Source organism: Actinokineospora sp. NPDC051303 (assembly GCF_055586285.1).
Map to the genome: position 1 here is coordinate 119,731 of NZ_JBVJIN010000017.1, position 16,492 is coordinate 136,222.

Consider the following 16,492-nt stretch of genomic DNA (forward strand, 5'->3'; position numbering starts at 1 on the left):
TCCGGTGGTATTCGTAGAGCGTGCGGCGACTACAGGTCCAGCGTCCAGGTGTTGATGTAGCCGGTGTCGACGCTGTAGACGTCGCGGACCTGGAGCTTCCAGACGCCGTTGGCGGCCTCACCGGACAGGTTCGCGGTGTAGGTGGCGTTCACGTTGTCCGCCGAGTCCGACGAGCTGGAGTTCTTCAGCCGGTACGCCGAGCCGTCCGGGGCGACCAGGTCGACCACGAGGTCGCCGCGGTAGGTGTGCACGATGTTGACCGCGATCGTGCTCGACGAGCTCGCGTTGCCCGCGCAGCCGGAGATCGTGATGGAGCTGGTCACCGCGGCCCCCGCGTCCGGAATGGACACGTCGGTCCCGTTGCTGGCCGGGGCGCAGCCGGTGGGCGGCGGGGTGGTGCCGCCGGAACCGGTGTAGAGCAGGCGGTTCGGCGAGCCGGTGCCCGGGTTGGTGATCTTGCCGGTGGTCGCGGCGGTGATGATGGCCGAGTTCACCGTCGCCGGGCTGGCCGAGGGGTTGGCGCCCAGGTAGAGCGCGGCGGCGCCCGCGACGTGCGGGGCGGCCATCGAGGTGCCGTTGAGCGTCCGGCTGGCGGTGCTGCCGCCGATCCACGCCGAGGTGATGCCCTCGCCGGGGGCGAACAGGTCGGTGCAGGTGCCGTAGTTGGAGAAGCTCGCGCGCGCGTCGGTGCGGGTGCTCGCGCTCACCGACAGCGCCTCGGGCACCCGCGCGGGCGAGTAGTTGCACGCGTTGGCGCCGGAATTGCCTGCGGCGACCGCGAACGTCACCCCGGCCGCGATGGCCCGCTGCACTGCCTGGTCCAGGGCGGTCGAGACGGGACCGCCGAGGCTCATGTTGGCCACGGCGGGCTTGACGTGGTTCGCGGTGACCCAGTCGACGCCCGCGATGACCCCGGAGGTCGACCCGGAGCCCTGGCAGTTGAGCGCCCGCACGCCGATCAGCTTGACGCCCTTGGCCACGCCGTAGGTGCTGCCGCCGATGGTGCCCGAGACGTGCGTGCCGTGGCCCTGGCAGTCGGTGGCGTCGCTGTCGTTGTCGACGGTGTCGATGCCGCTGACCGCGCGGCCGCCGAACTCGGCGTGGCCGAAGTTGATGCCGGTGTCGATGACGTAGGCGTTCACGCCCGTCCCGGTGCTCGCGTACGAGTACTTGCTGTCCAACGGCAGGTCGCGCTGGTCGATCCGGTCCAGCCCCCACGACGGCGGGTTGATCTGGTCGGCGCTCAGGCTCACGGTCTGGTCGGCCTCGACGTAGGCCACGGCGGGATCGGCGGCCAGCCGCCTGGCCTGCCGCTCCGACATCGCAGCCGCGTAGCCCCGCGCCACGGTGGAGTACCGCTGCCTGATCGTGCCACCGTGCTTGGCGGCCAGGGCGTCGGCCTTCGTCGCATCCTTGAGGATGACGATGTAGCTACCCGGAATGGCGGTCGCCCGGTCGGCCCCGAGAACCGGCCCCTCGGCGGCGGAAGCGGGGGCGGCCAAACCCACCCCGGCCGCGATGGTCGCGGCGGCGGCCAAGCCCACACCGGACAGTCGCCGCAGCGACCTGGCGCGAGACATACCCATGGCACGGTCTCCTTCAGCAGGGGAAGGCACGCGGCGGCTGACCCTCGACTTCAGGGCCGCGTGCCAGGGGAGATGCGGTAGTCGTTCGCGCGAACGCCCCCACATTGACCAATGCCGGGTCAACAACGCAAGAGAGCCACAAGCCCAGTTATGAACAGTTCTCGCGCCATTGGCAACCGATTACCCTCATAGGGCTATTGGCTGCCGCCATTTGGCGCAGTGCGCATTGCTGTGCTTTTAGTCACAACGCAGTTTAAGCACGTCTGACCAGCGATCACACAAACACCCGGCACCCTAACCCTCCTTAAAGGACGACCAAGGAAAGGCGCCCCCTGAGAGGCCAAGCACCCTGCCAGCAGGCCCCAAAGCTGCCAGGCACCCGTGGGAGCGGACCAGAGAACCCACGCTCCTGCCGGGCAGCACCTAACGCTGCCAGGTGCTCGATGGGGTGGAGTGGTTTCTTCGGGGGAGAAGGAAGATCGCTAAGCTGGCTGCGCGTGTGAGGCCGGAGGCTTCCCACCCTCTTTCACACGGGCGATCTTCCTTCGTAGGGGCCCCGAAGAAACCACTCCACCCCATCGAGCGGACCCCACGAAACCCAGCGGAACCCCATCGAGCAGACAGCAGAGTCAGAGCACCCCGAGAGAGTCAGAGCCCCGGGAGCCGCGAGCGACCCCCGGGGCGACAAACCTCAATCCCCGCGCCGAACCGGCCCAAGAATCTGCTGCTCCTTCTGCGTGGTCACCAGCCGCAACGGCCGCCACAAATTGCTCCCCAACGCCACCACCTGGTCATCGGCAAGCGTCGTCAACTGCTGCACCATCGGCGGCGGCAGCCGCCAGATCCGCGCCGCCAACTGCGCCTGCCCCACCGGCAGCCGCTGCAACAGCACCAGGTCGGCCACATTGGCCGTGGCCCCGGCCTGCGGGTGCATATAAGGCAGCACATACACCGTCGTCTGCCACGGCGACCGAGGCGGAAACAGCTCCTGCGGCGTGGGCCCGCCGTCGTGCACGACCAGCAGCGGACCGTCCTCCGACGGTCGGGGCAGCTCGACCGGGCTCAGCCTGCGGATCTGTACCAGCGGCGCGGGCCGCCCGTCCGGTCCGGTGCCCGCGGCCTTCTGCAGCACCTGCCACGCGGCGGGCCTGCCAGTCGCCACGACCACCCAGGCGCCGACGGCCATCGCCCGCAGCGCGACCTGTCGAGCCAGATAAAGCCCACCGACCAGCACGATCCGCGTCGGCGCCGGGCGCAGCGCCGAGATCGTCAGCGGCTCCCCTTGCAGCCCGGAGCCCAGCACCATGCCGCCCCGGTCGCCGGACGGGCTGATCGCGTCCAGCATGTCCGGCGACACCAGGAACTCCGGCGCGATGCCACCAGCCCCGCCCTGGGTGTCCAGCAGCCTGCTTGACCCACTCATGCGGCCACCTCACAGGTTCGGTGGCTCCACTCGTGTTCGCCCTGTGTCAATGATTCGCTCGCAAGCTCGCTCATGCCTTGCCTCCCAGCGGCAGCGTGGCGGCCAGTCCGGCGACCTGGAGTCCGCGCAGCGGGGTCAGGGTGATGCCGAGCCGGTCGGAGATCGCGGTCAGCCGCTCGTCGGCGTGGCCGAGTTCCTCGGGGTTGCGAGCGCTGACCCGGACGAGGCCGCGCAGCCCCACCTGCCCGTCGTCGCTGCCCGGGGAGATCGACATGGCGACCGTCGCCGACAGCGCTCGCACGCCGGTGAGCGCGTTGAGGCTGTTGGCCAGCTTGCCCTGCGGCCAGCCGGTGATCGCGTAGCTGGCGTGCCCGATGCCCGCCGCGGTGACCCCGGTCCAGCGTTCGCGCAGCGCGACCCGGTTGGTGGACCCGGCGACTCCGGTCAGTTCCGCCGAGGAGATCCCGGCCTTGAGCAGTTCGTCCGGGTCCAGCGGGCGGGTCGGCACGCCCCGGGACTCCAGCGCGTTGCGCACCCGGGACAGGGCGCCGATGAGGGCGCGGTGCGCGCCGACGACGCCGCCGCCGCGCTCGCGGACCGCGGCGGGGCAGCGGCGCGGGTCGAGCCGCACCGCGACCCAGGTGGTGCGCCGCGCCGCTGCCGACAGCGGGCCGAGCACCTCAAGGTAGGAGGCCAGCGCGGGCGAGTTCGGCGGCAGGGCCGCGCTGCCCGGGTAGCAGTGCCAGATGACCTGGATCGCGTCGAGCACGACCCCGCGGTCCTCCAGGCACGGCGCGAGCGCGCCCAGCGGCAGGCTCGGCGTCGAGCCGACCTGGCTGACCAGCGCGGGCGCCGGGTCGACCAGCAGCACCGCGGTCCAGGTGCCCTCGTGCCAGGCCAGGCCAAGCGGCCTGCGCTCGTGGTCGACCGCGTGCGCCACCACGAGATCCGGCACGGCCAGCCGCAGCAGGTTGACCCTCGGGTCGTCCGGGCCGGTCACCGTCGCGCCGTCCTCCGCGGCCAGCTCCTCCATGGTCACCGGGCTCGGCGGCCGGGTGACCCGGGCGTGCGAGCGGAAGGTGTAGCGGGTGGTGAGTCCGACCCACTGGGTGAACCAGCGCCCGCGCCAGCGCAGGAACGCGATCACCAGCGCCACCACCGCGATGCCGATGGCGACGTAGACCAGGCTCAGGTCGATCGCGAGCAGCACCAAGCCGATGGCGACGCCGACTTCGAGCACCACCAGGTTGGCCACCGGCAGCGCGCCCAGGCTCGCGCCCCGGTTGCGCCTGCGGGCCGACACCCGGGTGCGCGGGCCGCTCGGCGGCGGTTCCGCGGTGGGCGGACGACCAGGCGGTGGTCCGGGTGGCCCAGGAGGTCCGCCCGGTCCGGTCGGCCCGCCTGGACCACCTGGCCTACCCGGTCCGCCGGGTCCGCCCGGCCCGCCTGGTCCACCGGGGCCTCCCGGTCCACCCGGGCCCGGGGGGCGTGGCGGTGGGGTCCGGCCCTGTCGTGGAGGAGTGGTCACGGACATCCGCTCGTTCTCTTCCCCTCATCGATGCTGCTCAGCGGCCTTCGCGCCAAAGGTTCGCCCCGGCTTGGCGGAGAACCCTCATGTGGCATGCGCGGTACGGCTATCCTGCGGAACGGTACCGCGACGGGGAGAGCAGCAGGCCGAGAATGCCATCAACACCGACTACAAAGTCTCAGGTTCAGGCATACCGCTTCGTACTGCGAAGGATGCAGTCGGCACTGGTCCGCAAGGACGCGGTGATGCTCCACGATCCGATGCGCACGCACTCGCGGGCGACCATCGTCGGGATCTGCATCGCCGCGGTGGGGGTGATCGGCTTCCTGATCTTCGGGTTGCTCAGTCCAGCGCCGAAGGTCCCGACCACGCCCGGGATCATCGTGGCGAAGCCCTCCGGCGCGGTCTACGTGCTGCTGACCAACACGGACAAGGGCACCGTCCTCGTCCCGACCTTCAACCTCGCCTCGGCGCGGCTGATCCTGCTGGCGCGCTCCAACTCCGGCGGCGAGCAGCCCGCGGGCAGCCAGACCAACGCGGGCGGCGCGGCGCAGCAGGCCGCCCCGGTCGAGGTCATCCCGGACGACAAGCTGGTCGACATCCCGCGTGACCGCCTCACCGGCATCCAGAACGGCCCGCACCTGCTGCCCGAGGAGGGGCAGCGGATCGGCAGCGACTGGACGGTCTGCGACGAGTACAAGCTGGACCCGAGCCTCAAGGACCCGGCCAGCGAGGACAAAATCGAGACCACGGTTTTGGGCGGCGAGAAGAACCTCGGCCCGGAACTCGCCGAGAACGAGGCGCTGCTGGTGCAGTCCTCGACCAAGAAGACGTACCTGGTCTACCGCACGCCCGCGACGGCGAACATCAAGAACGCCAACACCGTGCGCGCCGAGGTCGACATGAGCAAGGGCAACGTGCGCGCGGCGCTGAACCTGCGCGACGACGCCATCCGGCAGATCACCACCGGCCTGCTCAACGCGATCCCCGAGGCGCCCGCGCTGACCCCGCCGCCGATCCCGAACTCCGGCGGCCGCAGCGAGGTCGACGTCAACGGCCTGCCGGTCGGCTCGGTCGTGCAGATCGAGCGCGCCGGGCAGTTCGTCTACTACGTGGTCCTGCAGAACAGCGTGCAGGAGATCAAGAAGACCACCGCCGACCTGATCCGCTTCACCTCGACCGCGGGCGGCGCCGAGATCGCCAAGGTCCGCCCGGACCAGATCCCGACTTCGGGTGGCGGGCAGATCGATGACAGCAGTTTCCCCGCCGTCGTCCCCGAGGCGCTGAGCCCGGCGAACTACCCGGTGGCGTGCCTGGGCTGGAACATCGTCGGCGAGGGCCCCAGCGCCACCCAGCACACCAAGGTGCACGTCGGCAAGCAGCTTCCGGTGCCGCGCAACGCCAACGGGCAGCCCAAGTCCGTCGCGATCAGCAGCCCCAGCGCGGACGGCCAGCGCCTGGACTGGTTCTACATGCCGCCCGGCCGCGCGGCCGTGGTCCGCGGCGCGACGTCCGAACAGGACTTCGCCACCGGCCCGATCTACCTGGTCTCCGACCGCGGCGTGAAGTTCGGCGTGCCGGACGCGCGCACCGCCGCCGCGCTCGGCCTGAACAACCAGCTTCCCGCGCCGGACGCGATCATGCGGCTGCTGCCCAACGGCGCGTCCTTGAACACCCGGGACGTCTTGCAGACCTACGACGTGGTGCCGGTCCAGCCCGGCCAGTTCCCCTCGACCCAGCCGCAACCGCAGCCCCAGGCCCAGCCGCAGCCCGGGGGCGGCTGACCCCTGGGGGAACCGGCGCCGACCCCTTACCGTCAGAGGGGAGATTTCGGCGTCGGCAGGAGGGTGCGCACCATGGTCGCGATCAGGGTCGATCCGGCGTGGGTGAGCGGGTACGCGAAGAAGGTCGCCGAGGCGGCCGACGAACTCGCCAAGGGCGCCGAGGTGCTGAACACCGCGCCGCTGGGCACCGAGGCGTTCGGCGCGCTCGGGCGCACGGTCCGCACCGCGGAGTCCTACGGGCGGGCGGCCGAGGTGCTGCGCGCGCAGCTCACCCGCGGCGTCGAGGCGCTGGAGTCCGCGGCGGTGGCGCTGGGCCAGGTCGCGGAGAAGTACCGGGGGTCCGACGAAGAGGGCGCGTCGACGATCAAGCGCAGCGGCCGGGCGTAGGGGGAGTGGCGATGCGGACGGGACGAAACGCCGACGACACCGGTGACGGCGCCGCCTGGGATGGCGGCGGCGGTTCGGAGGGCGCTGGCTTCTTTGGCGCGCTCGGCCCAGACCAGCGTTCGTTGATCGGGCAGGACCCGGACGCGCTGGACCTGGGTTCGCTGATCGGCCAGGACCCCGGCGCCTTGGGGCGGGATTCGCTGATCGGCGTTGACCCGGGCGCCGAGGACCGGCGGTCGCTGGTTGGTCAGGACCCGGATGCGCTGGATCGGCGTTCCCTGATCGGCCAGGACCCTGCTTCGCCGGATCGGCGGTCGCTGATCGGGCAAGATCCGGACGTTGGGGATCGGCGTTCGTTGATCGGCGTTGACCCGGATGCTGGGGACCGGCGGTCGTTGATTGGTCAGGACCCGGACGCGGTGGACCGGCGTTCCCTGATTGGCCAGGACCCGGGTTCGCCGGATCGGCGTTCGCTGATCGGGCAGGCGCCGGGTGGGCCGGACGGGGCCGACATCCAGGCGAACGTCGAGTCCTATTTGGACTTCCTGAGCAGGCTCTGCCGCGAGCTGGGCGTTCCGGACCCGGTCGAGGAGTACTTCGCGCCGGTGGTGGGCCGGTGGAGCGACATGCACGCCGAGGCCGAGCGCTGGCGGACCGCGGGCGCTCGTGCGGAAGAGGTCGCCGACAACCTCACCAAACCCTTGGGCGGCTTGGATTCCGCGTGGCAGGGGGCCGACGCGGACTCGTTCATCGACTACATGAACCGGGTCGGGCTCGCTGGGCACGACATGTCCGACGCGATGGCCGCGATGGGCGAGGTGCTCGACGCGACCGCGGACGGCATCCGCGAGATCGTGCAGGACATGGCGGGCGTGCTGGCCGACGCGGCAGAGAGCGGTTCCCAGTCGCTGGTCGTGCCGGTGCAGGGCGAGGAGCGCACCCGGCAGTACCTCGACCACGTGCACCGCCCGACCCGCGAGCTGTTCGAGGCGGTCCGGCAGATCCTGGAAGCCCTGGTGCGCCTGTGCGACGGCATCGACGGGTCCCAGGTCTTCGACAAGATCACGATGGCGCACACCTTCCCCGACGACAACTGGTCGTTCCAAGTGGACACCCCGGTCGTCGCGGTGCCCGGCGGCAATTCCGACTCGACTCCGGCAGGCGCGCCCGACGCCCTCATGGGCGGCGGTGGAGGCAGTGGTGGCGGTGGCGGTGGAATCGGCGGCGGTCCCGTGCCCGCCACTCCCTCGACCCCGCCCACCGCGCCCGCCCCGCAGCCCGGCGGCTACGTCACCGCGGGCGAGGCCCTGCCCGGCAGGGCGGGCGGCATGCCCGCTGGCGCGGGTGCCGCGGCGGCCGCGGCCGACGGCGGCCACCGCGGCGGCGGGGGGCTGGTCGGCGGGATGCCGATGATGGGCGGCATGGGCGGTCAGCAGAGCGGCGACACCGAGCACAAGTCCCGCAGCCGCGTCGTCGGCGACCCGCAGGACATCTTCGGCAAGCCGACCAAGGCGTCCCCGTCAGTCATCGGCGAGGACGACTGACGGGGCTCGGCTGACGGGGAATCGGGCTGGTCACGCCATTCCGCGCGCGTCGTCCTTCCCGTCGCCGCGGACCCGGCGGACGGTGTGCACGATGAACAGGGTCAGCAGCAGCAGGACCACGCCGCCGCCGGACCCGATGAGCGCGACCTGCATGGGCGCCCAGTTCTTGACCTCGGCCGCGGGCAGGTTCGCCTTGATGTCCAGCGCGGGGTCCGGCGCGACGCCCTGCTCGCTGGGGATCAGCGTGGTGAGCGCGCCGATCGGGTTGATCATGCCGTGGCCGACCAGGTTGTCCCGGCCGCCGGGGGCCGCCGGGTGCGAGGCGGTCACCTTGATCCGCTCGGTGACCTGCTGGGCGGTCAGGTGCGGGAAGCGCTCCCGGATCAGCGCCGCCAGGCCCGCGACGTACGGGGCGGCGAAACTGGTGCCCTGAATGGGGTTCTGGCTCCCGTTTTCCTGCACCTGGAGGTTGGCCAGGCCGCCGGTGGCCGGGTCCAGCGAGATGATCTCGGTGCCCGGCGCGGCGACGGTGACCCACGGGCCCTGCACGGAGAACGGGGCCGGGTCGCCGTTGCGCTGCATGGCGGCCACCGAGATCACGTAGTCGGAGAACCACGGCGGGGTCACGATGTGCGTCGGCCGGTTGGGGTCGGTGCCGTTGCGCTGGTCCGGGCAGCCGTGCTCGCCGGTGTTGCCCGCCGACGCGACGAGGACGACGTCCTCCTGCTCGTAGGCGTACCGCAGCGCGGCCTGCAACTGCTGCTCGGCGGCGGTGATCGGGCCCTGGGACACCGGGCGGCAGTTGTCGACCGACATGTTGATGACGCCGACGCCCTGCCTGGCCGCTGCCACCACGGCCTTGGCCAGCGTCTCCAGCGTGCCCGCGGTCTGCTTGCGGCCCTCCGCCCCGCGCGCGCCCTCGTAGTTGGCGCTGGACTGGCGGATCGAGACGATCTGCGCGTCCGGGGCGATGCCGCGGAAGGAGATGGCGCTGTCCGCGGGCGGGTTGGCGGCGATGATGCCCGCGACCTCGGTGCCGTGCCCGTCGCAGTCCTTGAGGCCGCTCTCCGCTGGGACGACCAGGTCGCCGCCGCCGATCACCCGGCCGCCGAAGTGCGGGTGCGGCGACACTCCGGTGTCGATCACCGCGACCTTCTGCCCCTTGCCGGTGGCGAACCGGTGCAGGTCGCTGAACCGCAGTTGCATCTGGCCCCACGGCATGTTCTTCAGGTCGACGCCTTGGCCAAGCGAGCCGATGCACTCTTTGGTTTTCTCGTAGGCCGCGTCCGGGGTCATGTCGTTGGGGATCGTGATGTTCGGCGGCAGCGGCGGCGGCTTGGCCATCGAGTCCGGCTGCTGGGCCTGCTGGGCCACGGCGGGCACCGGCAACGCCATGGCCAGGGTGGCGGCGCCGACGAGCGCCGCGACCCTCGTGGTGATCCTGCGCATCTTGCCCCAGACCTCAGAAAGTGACGTGGCGCAGGGTGGCGTACAGGTCCATGACCGCCAGCGCCAGCGGCAGCACGATCGCGATGCAGATCGCCTCGAAGACCTCAACCGAGCGGCGCAGCGGCGGCGAGAAGCGCTGCTCGGGGAAGATCACGCCGAGCACCAGCGCCCCGGCCCCGATCAGCACGAGCGCGCCGAAGACCCACAGCAGCCTGCTGAACGTGTCGGCCGAGGTCAGCCAGCCCATCAGGATGCCCGCCGCGGCGACCATCCCGGTGGCCAGCAGCGCGATCGCCTGGCTGCCGTTGGCGTAGGTGCGGGCGCGCAGCAGCAGCACCAAAGTGGCGACCACGCCGAGGATGACGCCCCAGACCTCCGGGGACGACGCCGAGATCACCGCGCCGACCGCGGCGGCCGCGCCACAGCCGATGATCATGCCGGTCATGTACTCGTGCGCCAGGCCCGCGCGGCGCTCGATGGAGCGGTAGTCCGGGAAACCGGTGTCCTCTTTGAGGTCCTCCGCGCTGCCCGGCACGTTCGGCAGCGGCAGCCGGGCGAGCTGGATGGTCAGCCGGGGCAGCACCGACAGCGCGCCGAGCGCCACCGCCGCCGCGCCCGCGCCGATGCCCGGGGCCGGGTGCGCGATCAGCGTCGCCACCGCGAAGGCGACCACGCCGAGCGCGGCGGCGGTGCCCGCGGCGACGAAGGTCGTGATGCCCGCGCCGATCAGCATGATCGCCGCCGAGGCGACGATCAGCACCAGCGCGCAGGCCAGCAGCAGGCTCGCCCGGCCGGGCACGCCGGGCACGATCGACAGGCCGCTGACGAACGCCAGCGGCAGCCCGCCCGCCGCGGCGATCAGCACGCCGGTCGTCTTCGCCTGGTACGCGCGGGCGATGACCGCGCCGAGCGCGACCGCGATGACCGCGCCCGTGCCAGCGGTGATCGCCGGGCCGATGTTGCCGCCGCCGAACAGCGGGCCCGCCATGAACACCGCGACCGCGGCCAGGATCAGGGCGAGCGCGCCCGCGATGTGCCCGATCCGGTTGGCGGTCTCCTTCGTCCACGGCCGGTAGCTGTCCGGCGCGGACTCCGCGATCGCGTCGACCACGTCGTCGTACAGCGGCGGCGGCGGGTTCTCCGCGCGCTTGCGCAGCTGGAGCATGTCGCCGTCGACGATGCCGAGCGAGCCGAGCGTGCGGCTCGGGTCGAGCGGGTTGTCGCCCAGCTTGGCCAGGCACCAGCCGCCGTGGCGGGCGCCGCCGTCGGGGGTGGTCTCCTTCGCCATCTCCAGCAGCATCGGCAGCAGATCAGCCACCGAGACGTCCGCCGGAAGCGCGACGTCGATGCGCGTCCTCGGCGCGACCACCGTCACCCGGCTGAACACGGTCGTACCGGTTGCCACCGCCTGCCCCCTTGTTGTCCACAGGTCGTTCGAGTTATCCACAGGTGTGCCTGAATCGACCCCGGGCGCGCCGGGATCGGTCCTAGTATGGCCGCACCGGTATCGCCGAGTGCGGCGGTTCGGCAGAAGTCGCCGTGAGGGCGTCCGCGAGGGGTGGGGGAAGTCGTGTCCGTACGGGTCGCTGATCCGGTGTACCGGTTGTTTGTCGCGCTGGTGGCGTTGGCCGCCGTGGGCATGACGGCGTTCATGTTCACGCTGGCGGGCAGGGACCCGGTCGCGCTGACGCCCGGTGTCGTCTACCTGGCGGCGCTGGCCGCGTTGGCGCTGTCGCCAGCGGGCCGGGCGCTGGCGGGCCGGATCGGGCTCGGGGTCGTGCTGGCGGTGGCCGCCGCCGCGATGATGGGGCTGATGTTCGTCCAGGGCGGGCACAACACCAACTCGCTGATGTTCGGACTGGTGTTTTTAGTCGCCGCCGTCGCGCTGACCGCACGCGCCCCCGCGCGGGGCATGTCCGAGGCCGGGCTGGCCGCGATCCTGGGAGTGACCGCCGCGGGCTTCGCGGGCGGGCTCACCGCGCAGCTGTTCGTCGCCGCGCGCGGCGACACGGCGTCGCTGCTGTTCGGCGGGCTGTTCCTGCTCGCCGCCGTGGTGTTCCAGGTCGGGCTGCGGCTGCCAAACCCGGCGCGGTTCGCCGTCGGCGCGGTGGTCGTCGCGTTCTCCGCCGCTCTGCTCTACTTCCTCGTCGTGTCCGGCCGCGGCGGCGCCTCGATCGGCCTGGCCGTGCTGTTCGTGGCCGCGCTGGTCGGCTCGCTCGCGGCGGCTGGCGCGCCCGGTTCGGCCGACCCGGCAGGTGACCGGCATGCGGTTCGGTAGTTTCTCCCCCAGCAGCAGTCGAGTTAAAGAGGTGTCCGCCCGGTGAGCACGCTGCAGTTCAAGCGTTCGCCCCGCCTTTCCGCGCCCCGACAGCCGGGCGGCGAGGTCCACCTGGAGCCGCCGCCGGAGGTCCCGCGCGTCATCCCGGGCAACATCGTCATGAAGCTGCTGCCCGCGGTGATGATCGTGGCCTCGGTCGGCATGATGGCCTTCATGTTCGTCGTGGGCGGGCGCAATCCCTCGTCCCTGCTCTTCGGCGGCATGTTCCTGATGTCGACCGTGGGCATGATGGCGGGCGGCATGGGCGGTCGGGGCGGCGGCCAGAAGAAGGCCGAGATGAACGAGGACCGCAAGGACTACCTGCGCTACCTCGGCCAGATGCGCGACCGCGCCCGCGAGGCCGCCCTCGACCAGCGCGCGTCGCTGGAGTGGACCCACCCCGACCCGCAGGCGCTGTGGTCGATCGCGACCAGCAGGCGCATGTGGGAGCGCCGCCAGGCCGACGCCGACTTCTGCCACCTGCGCGCAGGCCGCGGCTCGCAGCGGCTGGCCACCCGGCTCGTCCCGCCGCAGACCGGCCCGGTGGACGAGCTTGAGCCGATCGCCACGCTGGCGCTGCGCCGGTTCGTGCGCGCGCACTCCATCGTCCCCGAGCTGCCCATCCAGGTCGCCATCCGCGGCTTCGCCGCGGTCGGGCTCAGCGGCGACAAGGAGCTGACCCGGGGGCTCGCCCGCGCGCTGCTGGCCCAGCTTGTGACCTTCCACACGCCCGACGACGTGCTGGTCGCCGTGGTCACCGCGGGCAAGGCCAAGCAGGAGTGGGAATGGGCGAAGTGGCTGCCGCACGCCCAGCACCCCACGCTCGCCGACGGCATCGGCCAGCTGCGGATGATGGCCGGGTCGCTCGCCCAGATCGAGGAATGGCTCGACGACGAGCTGCGCGACCGGCAGCGGTTCACCCGCAACGCCCCGCCGCAGCCGGACCAGCCGCACGTGGTGATCGTCATCGATGACGGCGACGTCACCCGCGAGGAGCAGATCATCCTGGAGGAAGGCCTGGTCGGCGTCACGCTGATGGACCTGTCCGACAGCCTCGGCAACCTCACCGCCCGGCGCGGCCTGCGCCTGGTGGTCGAGCAGGAGCGGCTCGGCGCGCGCAGCGCCAGCGGCGTCGAGTGGTTCGCCCGCCCGGACACGCTCACCGTGGCCGAGGCGGAAGCGTTGGCGCGCAAGCTTTCCCCGTACCGGCTCGGCGCCGCCGCCGCGGACGCTGGCGACGAGGAGCCGCTGCTGTCGAACCCGACGCTGCTGGAGCTGCTGGGCATCCCCGGCGACCCGATGACCTTCGACGTGCAGCAGGCGTGGCGGCCGCGGCCGGTCCGCGACCGGTACCGGGTGCCGTTCGGCATCGGCGAGTTCGGCCAGGCCGTCGAGCTGGACATCAAGGAAGCGGCCATGGAGGGCATGGGCCCGCACGGCCTGTGCATCGGCGCGACCGGTTCCGGTAAGTCGGAGTTCCTGCGCACGCTCGTGCTGGGCATGCTCGCCACGCACTCGTCCACGACGCTGAACTTCATCCTGGTCGACTTCAAGGGTGGCGCGACCTTCCTCGGCCTCGACGGCGCCCCGCACGTCGCCGCGACGATCACCAACCTGCAAGGCGACCTGACCCTGGTCGACCGCATGAAGGACGCCCTCGCGGGCGAGATGAACCGCCGCCAGGAGGCGCTCAAGAACGGCGGCAACTTCAAGAACGTCTGGGAATACGAGAAAGCGCGCGAGAACGGCGCCGACCTCGACCCGCTGCCCGCGCTGTTCATCGTGGTGGACGAGTTCTCCGAACTGCTCGCAGCCAAGCCGGACTTCATCGACCTGTTCGTCGCGATCGGACGGTTGGGCCGGTCGCTGCAGATGCACATGCTGCTCGCCTCGCAGCGCCTGGAAGAGGGCAAGCTGCGCGGCCTCGACTCGCACCTGTCGTACCGGATCGGTCTGAAAACGTTCTCCGCGGCCGAATCCCGCGCGGCGATCGGCGTGCCCGACGCGTTCGAGCTGCCCTCGATCCCCGGCTCGGGCTACCTCAAGTTCGACACGAGCACCATGGTGCGCTTCAAAGCGTCCTATGTGTCCGGTCCTTACCGGCCCGCCGGTATGCAGGTGGCGGGCCCGGCCGCGGCGGTCAGCGGCGACCGGCGCGCGAAGCTGTTCGTCCCGGACTACGTGGAAATCCCCAAGGAGCCCGAGAAGCCGGTCGAGGCGCCCAAGGAGGAGAAGAAGCCCGAGGGCGGCCACGAGGCCAGCGAGCTGGACGTGATCGTCGGCAGGCTCGTGGGCCAGGGCCCGCCCGCGCACGAGGTGTGGCTGCCGCCGCTGAACGAGCCGAACTCGCTGGACACGCTGTTCCCGCCGTTGCAGCCCACCGAGGACCGGGGCCTGTCGCCGGTCGGGTTCTACGGCAACGGGCGGCTCCAGGTGCCGCTGGGCATCATCGACAAGCCCTTCGAGCAGCGCCGCGACCTGCTGTGGGCGGACTTCTCCGGCGCCGCCGGTCACGCCGCGATCGCGGGCGGCCCGCAGTCGGGCAAGTCGATGCTGCTGCGCACCCTGATCATGTCCATGGCGCTGACGCACACCGCGGAAGAGGTGCAGTTCTACTGCCTCGACCTCGGTGGTGGAACGCTGGGCACGCTGGAGGGGCTGCCGCACGTCGGCGGCGTCGCCGGGCGTATCGACCCGGACAAGGCCCGCCGCATGGTGGCCGAGGTCAGCGGCCTGGTGGCCGAGCGCGAGCAGCGGTTCCGCGACCTGGGCATCGACTCGATGACCGACTTCCGCAACCGCAAGCGCCGCGGCGAACTCCAGGACGACCCGTTCGGCGACGTGTTCCTCATCGTGGACGGCTGGCTGAACTTCCGGCAGGAGTTCGAGTCTCTGGAGATGCAGGTCGTCAACCTCGCCGCGCAGGGCCTGTCCTTCGGCATCCACGTGATCGTGGCGGCCAACCGCTGGGCCGAGATCCGCCCGGCCCTCAAGGACCTGCTCGGCACCCGGTTCGAGTTGCGCCTCGGTGACCCCAGCGAGTCCGATGTGGACCGTCGCACCGCGGTGAACGTCCCAGCGGGCCGCCCCGGCCGCGGCCTTTCCCGGGACAAGCTGCACTTCCTCACCGGCCTGCCCCGGATCGACGGCTCCAGCAACGCCGACGACGTCGCCACCGGCGTCCAGGACGCGGTGGCCCGCATCAAGGCCGCCTGGCGCGGCCGCGGCGCCCCGAAGGTGCGGCTGCTGCCGGAGGTCCTGCCGTACGAGGACCTGCTGGCCCAGGACCAGCGCCGCGACACCAAGCTCATCCCCATCGGCGTTGACGAGAACGACCTCGCCCCGGTCTACCTGGACCTGGACAACGAGCCCCACTTCCTCGCCTTCGCCGAGGGCGAGTCCGGTAAGACAAACCTGCTGCGCACCATCGTGCGCGGCATCATGGACCGGTACACGCCCAAGGAAGCCGTCATCATCCTGGTCGACTACCGCCGCACCATGCTCGGCTTCATCAACACCGACCACCTCCTGAGCTACGCGGTGTCGTCCAACCAACTCAGCGACGTCATCAAGGACGTCCGCGGCTCCATGCTCAAGCGCCTACCGGGCCCGGACGTGACCCAGGAGCAGCTGAAGAACCGTTCATGGTGGAAGGGCCCAGAACTGTTCCTCATCGTTGACGACTACGACTTGGTGGCCACCCAGGGCAACAACCCCCTCCAACCCATCGCCGAGTTCCTCCCCCAGGCAAAAGACGTCGGCCTCCACGTCATAGCCGTCCGCCGCTCCGGCGGCGCAGCCCGCGCCATGTTCGACCCGGTCCTGGGCAAACTCCGCGAAATCGCCAGCCCCGGCCTGGTCATGAGCGGCAGCAAGGACGAAGGCGCCCTCCTGGGCACCGTCAAGCCGTCCCCCATGCCCCCCGGCCGAGGCACGTTGGTCAGCCGCAAGGTCGGCCAAGCCCTCATGCACGTCGCTTGGATTCCCCCGGAGTAACCCCCGGAGCAACCCACTACGACCGAAGCCCGGGGCCGCATGTCATCACGCGGCCCCGGGCTTCGCCCTTGCTGGCTGTGGGGCTGCTGTTTGGTGGGGCTGGATCGGGTGGAGTGGTTTCTTCGGGGCCCCTACGAAGGAAGATCGCCGTGTGAAAGACGGGTGGGATGCCTACGGCCTCACACGCGCAGCCAGCTTAGCGATCTTCCTTCTCCCCCGAAGAAACCACTCCACCCGATCCAGCACTTGGCGGGCGTAGGGAACCAAGGCGGTACCCCGGTTGCCCCCAGACCCCGGCCACCCGGCCACCTGGCTTGGCACTCAGGGCTCGCCCAGTGGGTGACGGGGGGCGGACCGAGCGGCGAACCCGAGCACCTGCTAAACCGCACCGAGGCTCGCCAGGTGCTCGATGGGGTGGAGTGGTTTCTTTGGGGGTGAAGGAAGATCCCTAAACTTGCCGTGGTCGTGGGGCCGAAGG

The 16,492-nt window shown here is 71.3% G+C and carries 10 protein-coding genes; 5 read left to right on the forward strand and 5 right to left on the reverse strand.

Going from position 1 to position 16,492, the window contains the following annotated elements:
* Positions 1-29: 29 nt before the first annotated feature.
* The 3 genes from ACZ6SD_RS15780 to eccE all read right to left on the reverse strand — a co-directional run bounded on the left by ACZ6SD_RS15780 (position 30) and on the right by eccE (position 4,264).
* On the reverse strand, positions 30-1,586 hold the full coding sequence (locus ACZ6SD_RS15780) for a S8 family peptidase (RefSeq protein ID WP_465317643.1): 1,557 nt from the start codon (positions 1,584-1,586) through the stop codon (positions 30-32).
* A gap of 691 nt (positions 1,587-2,277) precedes the next feature.
* Complete coding sequence (locus ACZ6SD_RS15785; protein WP_091454188.1) at positions 2,278-3,009, reverse strand: hypothetical protein; 732 nt, start codon at positions 3,007-3,009, stop codon at positions 2,278-2,280.
* A gap of 70 nt (positions 3,010-3,079) precedes the next feature.
* The gene (gene eccE, locus ACZ6SD_RS15790) at positions 3,080-4,264 is read right to left on the reverse strand and encodes a type VII secretion protein EccE (protein ID WP_465317660.1); all 1,185 of its coding nucleotides are present in this window, start codon (positions 4,262-4,264) and stop codon (positions 3,080-3,082) included.
* A 425-nt stretch (positions 4,265-4,689) separates the two neighbouring features.
* Between eccE and eccB the strand changes: the two genes are divergently transcribed.
* The 3 genes from eccB to ACZ6SD_RS15805 all read left to right on the forward strand — a co-directional run bounded on the left by eccB (position 4,690) and on the right by ACZ6SD_RS15805 (position 8,252).
* Entirely contained in the window at positions 4,690-6,321 is a 1,632-nt protein-coding gene (gene eccB, locus ACZ6SD_RS15795; protein ID WP_465317644.1) for a type VII secretion protein EccB, read from the forward strand.
* A gap of 72 nt (positions 6,322-6,393) precedes the next feature.
* A complete protein-coding gene (locus ACZ6SD_RS15800; protein ID WP_465317645.1) occupies positions 6,394-6,708 on the forward strand; it encodes a hypothetical protein in 315 nt (104 codons plus the stop codon).
* A gap of 11 nt (positions 6,709-6,719) precedes the next feature.
* Positions 6,720-8,252 (forward strand): WXG100 family type VII secretion target, encoded by a 1,533-nt coding sequence (locus tag ACZ6SD_RS15805; protein ID WP_465317646.1) that lies wholly within the window; start codon positions 6,720-6,722, stop codon positions 8,250-8,252.
* 30 nt (positions 8,253-8,282) lie between these two features.
* Here the strand turns inward: ACZ6SD_RS15805 and mycP are convergent, their stop codons facing one another.
* Entirely contained in the window at positions 8,283-9,701 is a 1,419-nt protein-coding gene (gene mycP / locus ACZ6SD_RS15810) for a type VII secretion-associated serine protease mycosin (protein ID WP_465317647.1), read from the reverse strand.
* Between the two features lie 13 nt (positions 9,702-9,714).
* A complete protein-coding gene (eccD, locus tag ACZ6SD_RS15815; RefSeq protein WP_465317648.1) occupies positions 9,715-11,106 on the reverse strand; it encodes a type VII secretion integral membrane protein EccD in 1,392 nt (463 codons plus the stop codon).
* 165 nt (positions 11,107-11,271) lie between these two features.
* Between eccD and ACZ6SD_RS15820 the strand changes: the two genes are divergently transcribed.
* Both ACZ6SD_RS15820 and eccCa read left to right on the forward strand, forming a co-directional pair.
* Positions 11,272-11,979 (forward strand): hypothetical protein, encoded by a 708-nt coding sequence (locus tag ACZ6SD_RS15820; protein WP_465317649.1) that lies wholly within the window; start codon positions 11,272-11,274, stop codon positions 11,977-11,979.
* Positions 11,980-12,021: 42 nt separating this feature from the next.
* The gene (gene eccCa / locus ACZ6SD_RS15825) at positions 12,022-16,014 is read left to right on the forward strand and encodes a type VII secretion protein EccCa (protein ID WP_465317650.1); all 3,993 of its coding nucleotides are present in this window, start codon (positions 12,022-12,024) and stop codon (positions 16,012-16,014) included.
* The last annotated feature ends 478 nt before the right edge of the window (positions 16,015-16,492 follow it).

Coding starts and splice junctions, on each gene's coding strand:
- ACZ6SD_RS15780 (WP_465317643.1), bottom strand. CDS start 1,586: ATGGGTATGTCTCGCGCCAGGTCGCTGCGGCGACTGTCCGGTGTGGGC.
- ACZ6SD_RS15785 (WP_091454188.1), bottom strand. CDS start 3,009: ATGAGTGGGTCAAGCAGGCTGCTGGACACCCAGGGCGGGGCTGGTGGC.
- eccB (WP_465317644.1), top strand. CDS start 4,690: ATGCCATCAACACCGACTACAAAGTCTCAGGTTCAGGCATACCGCTTC.
- ACZ6SD_RS15800 (WP_465317645.1), top strand. CDS start 6,394: ATGGTCGCGATCAGGGTCGATCCGGCGTGGGTGAGCGGGTACGCGAAG.
- ACZ6SD_RS15805 (WP_465317646.1), top strand. CDS start 6,720: ATGCGGACGGGACGAAACGCCGACGACACCGGTGACGGCGCCGCCTGG.
- mycP (WP_465317647.1), bottom strand. CDS start 9,701: ATGCGCAGGATCACCACGAGGGTCGCGGCGCTCGTCGGCGCCGCCACC.